6 protein-coding genes are annotated in these 5,832 nt (G+C 43.9%); 4 read left to right on the top strand and 2 right to left on the bottom strand.

Annotated features, from left to right (window positions below; all coding sequences use genetic code 11):
* The 4 genes from WBM49_RS10215 to WBM49_RS10200 all read left to right on the top strand — a co-directional run.
* On the top strand, positions 1–894 hold an 894-nt coding region (locus WBM49_RS10215), incomplete at its 5' end, for a thiamine pyrophosphate-binding protein (RefSeq protein ID WP_424371952.1).
* Positions 895–900: 6 nt separating this feature from the next.
* A complete protein-coding gene (gene ilvN / locus WBM49_RS10210) occupies positions 901–1,431 on the top strand; it encodes an acetolactate synthase small subunit (RefSeq protein ID WP_424371951.1) in 531 nt (176 codons plus the stop codon).
* Positions 1,432–1,454: 23 nt separating this feature from the next.
* Positions 1,455–2,930, top strand: coding sequence for a ketol-acid reductoisomerase (ilvC, locus tag WBM49_RS10205; RefSeq protein WP_424371950.1), 1,476 nt, complete (start codon positions 1,455–1,457; stop codon positions 2,928–2,930).
* A 51-nt stretch (positions 2,931–2,981) separates the two neighbouring features.
* Entirely contained in the window at positions 2,982–4,574 is a 1,593-nt protein-coding gene (locus WBM49_RS10200; RefSeq protein WP_424371949.1) for an NADP-dependent glyceraldehyde-3-phosphate dehydrogenase, read from the top strand.
* A 17-nt stretch (positions 4,575–4,591) separates the two neighbouring features.
* On the opposite strand, the gene leuB is transcribed toward WBM49_RS10200, so the two are convergent.
* Together leuB and WBM49_RS10190 are read right to left on the bottom strand one after the other, a co-directional pair.
* Entirely contained in the window at positions 4,592–5,647 is a 1,056-nt protein-coding gene (gene leuB / locus WBM49_RS10195) for a 3-isopropylmalate dehydrogenase (RefSeq protein WP_424371948.1), read from the bottom strand.
* Positions 5,648–5,669: 22 nt separating this feature from the next.
* Positions 5,670–5,832: alpha-isopropylmalate synthase regulatory domain-containing protein (locus WBM49_RS10190; RefSeq protein WP_424371953.1), on the bottom strand; the 163-nt coding region annotated here is incomplete at its 5' end.

The raw sequence follows: 5,832 nt of genomic DNA, 5'->3' as shown, positions 1-5,832 counted from the left end.
AACGTGCTTACCAACGAGTGTGATGTTTTGGTCGCCATTGGGATGCGATTCGATGATCGGGTAACCGGAAGTCTCGATACCTACGCCAAGCAAGCCAAGGTCATTCACCTTGAAATAGACCCGGCAGAGATCAATAAGAATGTAATGGCCGATGTGGCCCTTTTAGGCAATGCCAAGGAAACACTGGCTAAGCTGCTGCCCAAGATCCAAAATAACAGCCATGCAGCATGGCTACAGAAGTTCAAGGAGAAGTACGAAGAAGAATTTAAGGCGGTCATTGAAAGAGATCTTCACCCCACCAAAGACGGACTAACCATGGGGGAAGTAATTGAAGAGATCAATAAAGCCTCTAAGAATAAGGCTGTCATTGTCTCAGATGTAGGACAGCACCAGATGGTTGCATGCCGCTATGCCAAGTTCGCCCAGTCTAAAAGTAATATAACCTCAGGAGGTTTAGGGACGATGGGCTTTGCCTTGCCCGCTGCTATTGGCGCAAAAATGGGTGCTGTAGACAGAGAGGTGGTGGCAATCATTGGAGATGGGGGATATCAAATGACCATTCAGGAACTTGCTACTATTTTTCAGAATAAAACCGCTGTAAAGATTGTAGTACTTAATAATGAGCACTTAGGGATGGTTCGCCAATGGCAGGAATTGTTCTTCGAAAGCAGGTATGCGTCTACGGTAATGACAAACCCGGATTTTGTCAAGATAGCCGAAGGGTATCATATCAAGGCACAGCGAGTTTCTGAACGTAAAAACCTAAAGTCGGCAGTTCAGGAAATGATCGCCAGTAAGGAGCCTTATTTCTTAGAAGTTAAAGTTGAAAAGGAGGATAATGTTTTTCCTATGATCCCTTCAGGTGCTTCAGTATCAGATATCAGACTAAAATAAAACCCGATGGAACAAAAATGGTTTACCATCTCGGTGTATTCGGAGAATAACGTAGGATTACTCAACAGAATATCAGGGATATTTTTAAAGCGTCACATTAATATAGAGGGCTTAAATGTTTCTAAATCAGAGATTGAGCATGTTTCTAAATTTACAATTGTGGTGTACACCACTGAAGATTGGACACGTAAGATCGTAGCTCAGATCGAGAAACAAATTGAGGTGATCAAGGCCTTTTATCACACGGATGAAGAGATCATTTACCAGGAATCTGCTTTGTTTAAAATAGCCTCACATTTGCTTTTTGATGAGCGACAGATACAAAACATCATAAAGGAAAGCAATTCACAGATCGTTACCGTTTCCAGAGACTTTTTTGTCCTGGCAAAGTCGGGCAGACGACACGAAATAGATGAAATGCACGATCTGCTGGAGCCCTTTGGAATCATGCAATTCGTCAGAACGGGAAGGATAGCAGTAACCAAGGCTGCCATGCCCATTTCGGCATTATTAAATGAATATGAAAACAATGAATAACATACGATAAACCAACTTTACGGATGACAAATTATTTTAATACGCTTTCATTACGGGATAAATTGCAGCAATTGGGGAAATGCCGTTTTATGGATTCCACGGAATTTGCAGATGGAGTAACCGCTCTCAAAGGAAAAAAGATCGTGATCATAGGTTGCGGAGCCCAGGGTTTAAATCAGGGGTTGAATATGCGCGATTCTGGTTTAGATATCGCCTATACGCTGAGAGAAGCAGCCATTAAAGAAAAAAGAGCCTCATATGTAAACGCCACGGAAAATGGGTTTACGGTAGGTACCTACCAAGAACTTGTGCCAGGTGCAGATCTGCTGATCAATCTTACCCCGGATAAACAACATACAAATGTGGTTCAAACCGTGATGCCACTGATGAAAAAAGGGGCAACCTTATCCTATTCTCATGGTTTTAATATTGTGGAAGAAGGGATGCAGGTCCGAAAAGATCTTACGGTGATCATGGTGGCTCCTAAAAGTCCAGGGTCTGAGGTAAGGGAAGAATACAAAAGAGGATTTGGAGTGCCTACCCTAATTGCCGTGCATCCAGAAAATGATCCTGAGGGAAAGGGCCTTTCACAGGCAAAGGCATATGCAGCAGCAACCGGGGGGCATAAAGCAGGAGTTCTGGAATCCTCATTTGTGGCAGAAGTGAAGTCAGATCTTATGGGAGAACAGACCATTCTTTGTGGCTTGTTACAGACAGGATCCATTCTTTGTTTTGACAAGATGATCGAAAAAGGTATAGAACCGGGATATGCTTCAAAACTTATTCAATACGGATGGGAGACCATTACCGAAGGATTAAAATACGGTGGGATCACTAATATGATGGACAGGCTGTCTAATCCTGCTAAAATAAAAGCCTTCGATCTATCCGAGGAAATGAAGGATATAATGCGTCCTTTATTCCAAAAGCATATGGACGACATTATGAGTGGTCATTTTTCTAAAACGATGATGGAAGACTGGGCCAATGATGATAAGAATTTACTAAGCTGGAGAGCGGCCACGGGCAAAACCGCCTTCGAAAAGACAAAAGCGGGAGATGAAAAGATCTCAGAACAAGAGTACTATGATCATGGAGTTTTGATGGTTGCCTATGTAAGGGCAGGGGTGGAGTTGGCTTATGAGGCCATGACAGCTTCTGGTATAATCGGAGAATCTGCTTATTATGAGTCCTTACATGAGACCCCTCTTATTGCCAATACCATAGCACGTAAAAAGCTATTTGAAATGAATAGGGTTATCTCGGATACAGCTGAATACGGATGCTATTTATTTGATCATGCCTGCAAACCTTTGCTGAAGGACTTCATGAAAAAGGTAGATATAGATGTTATTGGAAAGGGGTACGGAGCAGGTAAAGACAACGGTGTATCTAACGCAAAGCTTATACAGGTAAACAAGGCCTTGAGAGAACATCCTGTTGAAACTGTTGGCGCCAGGTTACGCGCCTCTATGACGGCTATGAAACCAATTGTATAAAGCATTTGTTTTGACGTATCTTTACATTGCTATAAAAGAAAATATACAATTATGTCTACAGAAGTATCCATTATTCCTGAAGAGTTTCAGGTAAAAAAAGAAATACATCAAAAAACCTATCTCGTAAACGGAGAGCTCATCTCATGGAAAGGTTCAACTACAGAGGTATATTCAACAATTTCATCTTCTGCATCGTACAAGAGAACCTTATTGGGCAGTATCCCCGATCTGGGCGAGAAAGAGGCCCTGATGGCTTTGGAAGGGGCTTTAAAGGCCTATGATCAGGGTAAGGGTACATGGCCCACCATGAAGGTAAGAGATCGCATTGAGTGCATGGAAAAGTTTGTGACCCAGATGAAAACCAAGCGCGAAGAGATCGTAAAACTGCTTATGTGGGAAATTGGAAAATCCCTGCCAGACTCTCAGAAAGAATTCGATCGTACAGTAGATTACATCTACGATACCATTGAGGATTATAAGCAACTAGACAGGAATTCGGCAAAATTTCAGCAACACGAAGGGGTTTATGCACACATCCGAAGGGGTCCTTTAGGGGTTGTACTTTGTCTGGGGCCCTATAACTACCCCCTAAACGAAACATTTGCCTTATTGATCCCGGCCCTTATTATGGGGAATACGGCAATTTTTAAACCGGCAAAATTTGGAGTGCTGCTGATCACTCCTTTGTTGGAAGCCTTTAAAAACAGCTTTCCAAAAGGCGTGGTAAATATTCTGTTCGGACGCGGAAGAACGGTTGCCGCACCAATTATGAAAACAGGGAAAGTAGATGTTTTAGCTTTAATCGGGAATAGCAAGTCGGCCAATGCCTTGCAAGATCAGCATCCAAAAAGCAACCGATTACGACTTGTGCTGGGACTGGAAGCGAAGAATCCTGCCATAATCTTACCCGATGCTGATATGGATCTTACCATTGAGGAATGTCTTACCGGCACCCTGTCTTTTAATGGGCAACGTTGTACAGCGCTTAAGATCGTATACGTTCACGAAGATGTACAAAAGAAATTTCTGGATGAATTTGCAGCTCGCGTAGACGCTATGAAATTTGGCAACCCCTGGGAAAAGGGTGTGAAGCTAACGCCTTTACCAGAGCCCGATAAGCCCGCATATATACAAGAATTGATAGATGATGCCCTTGCAAAAGGTGCTAAGATCATCAATAAAAAAGGGGGAAAACATTTTGACAATTATATCTGGCCGGCAGTGTTGTATCCGGTCACTAAAGACATGCGCGTATATCAGGAAGAACAATTTGGACCTGTGATACCCGTCCTTTCATTCCAGGATATTGAAGAGCCTTTGGATGATATGGCTGCGAGCAATTATGGGCAGCAGGTAAGTCTTTTCGGAAGAGATGTATATGCCCTGGCGCCTTTAATTGACACATTGGCCAACCTGGTTTGCCGGGTAAACCTCAACAGTTCCTGTCAACGGGGCCCGGATGTATATCCATTTACGGGAAGAAAGGACTCTGCTCAATCAACACTCAGTGTGCACGATGCCCTGCGTTCATTTTCCATCCGAACTTTCCTGGCCTTTAAGGACAATGAGATCAATAAGGAAACCGTGAACCAGCTTCTGGAGACCAAATTATCGAACTTTACAAGCACGGAATATATCTTGTAGAAAAGGAATTACAGAAGTTAAAGATTTTTGGCAAGCCAATCGCCCACTTCACTGGTTTTATAAGCCTTTTGGCCATCAGCGAGATCTTCGGTGACAATGCCTTCTGAAAGCGATTTGTTTACCACATCCCGGATAGCCTGAGCCTCTTCGGTTAGATTAAAGTCTTCAAACATCATGGCTGCAGATAAAACTGTAGCCAGAGGATTAGCGATGTCTTTACCGGCAGCCTGAGGATAGGAGCCATGAATGGGTTCATACAGGCCTATGGCATCTCCAATAGAGGCTGAGGGCATCAATCCCATGGAGCCGGAGATTACTGAGGCCTCATCTGTAAGGATATCACCAAACAGATTTTCCGTGATCAAGACATCATAGGCTTTCGGCCATTGCACTAATCGCATAGCTACCGCATCTACAAATTCATAAGAAACCGTTACTTCGGGATAGTCTTTTTCCATGGCCTGAACAGTCTCCCGCCATAGTCGTGACGATTCGAGCACATTGGCCTTATCCACGCAACACAGTTTCTTGGACCGCTTCATGGCCATTTCAAAGCCTTTGACAGCCAGTCTTTGTACCTCCTTGCGCGTGTATGTACAGGTGTCATACGCAGTATTTCCATTGTCTTCCCGGCCTCTTTTACCGAAATAAATACCGCCTGTTAGTTCCCGGAGAAAAACAAGGTCGGTACCCTCTATACGCTCCCTTTTTAACGGCGATTTATCTATCAGGGAGGGAAAGGTAAAGGTGGGGCGAACATTGGCAAACAATCCCAGTTTTTGACGCATTTTCAACAGCCCTTGCTCCGGTCTTACCTTGGCAGAGGGATCATTATCAAACCTGGGATGCCCAATAGCACCAAATAAAACCGCATCCGAACTGGCACAAATCTCATGGGTCTCATCAGGATAGGGATCGCCTACTGCATCGATAGCCGCAGCGCCTGTTAAAGCAGGCCGCCAATTTAATTCGTGTTGATACTTTACCGCGATGGCATTACATACTTTGACGGCCTGGTCTATTACTTCCGGACCAATCCCGTCGCCGGCCAATAGTGCAATATTTAACTTCATGTAAGTGAGTTTGTTTGTCTGGTTAGATAATATTGAGCATTTTTTCGGTCGCTTTTATGGCAGATACCGTCTGGTCCGAATCTAATCCTCGGGTGGCAAATTCTTTCTCGGCAAGTTGCCAGGTGATAATGGTCTCACACAAGGCATCCGAATTACTGCCGGGAGGAATTCGCACAGCATAGTCA

It is taken from the genome of Muriicola sp., from assembly GCF_049669965.1.
GTDB lineage: Bacteria > Bacteroidota > Bacteroidia > Flavobacteriales > Flavobacteriaceae > Muriicola.
The sequence above is the reverse complement of the archived record's forward strand: the minus strand, read 5'-3'. Positions and strand labels throughout refer to the sequence as shown.

Bases quoted from the DNA above. Each gene is read 5' to 3' on its own strand.
- WBM49_RS10200 (WP_424371949.1), top strand. From the start codon at position 2,982: ATGTCTACAGAAGTATCCATTATTCCTGAAGAGTTTCAGGTAAAAAAA.
- ilvN (WP_424371951.1), top strand. From the start codon at position 901: ATGGAACAAAAATGGTTTACCATCTCGGTGTATTCGGAGAATAACGTA.
- leuB (WP_424371948.1), bottom strand. From the start codon at position 5,647: ATGAAGTTAAATATTGCACTATTGGCCGGCGACGGGATTGGTCCGGAA.
- ilvC (WP_424371950.1), top strand. From the start codon at position 1,455: ATGACAAATTATTTTAATACGCTTTCATTACGGGATAAATTGCAGCAA.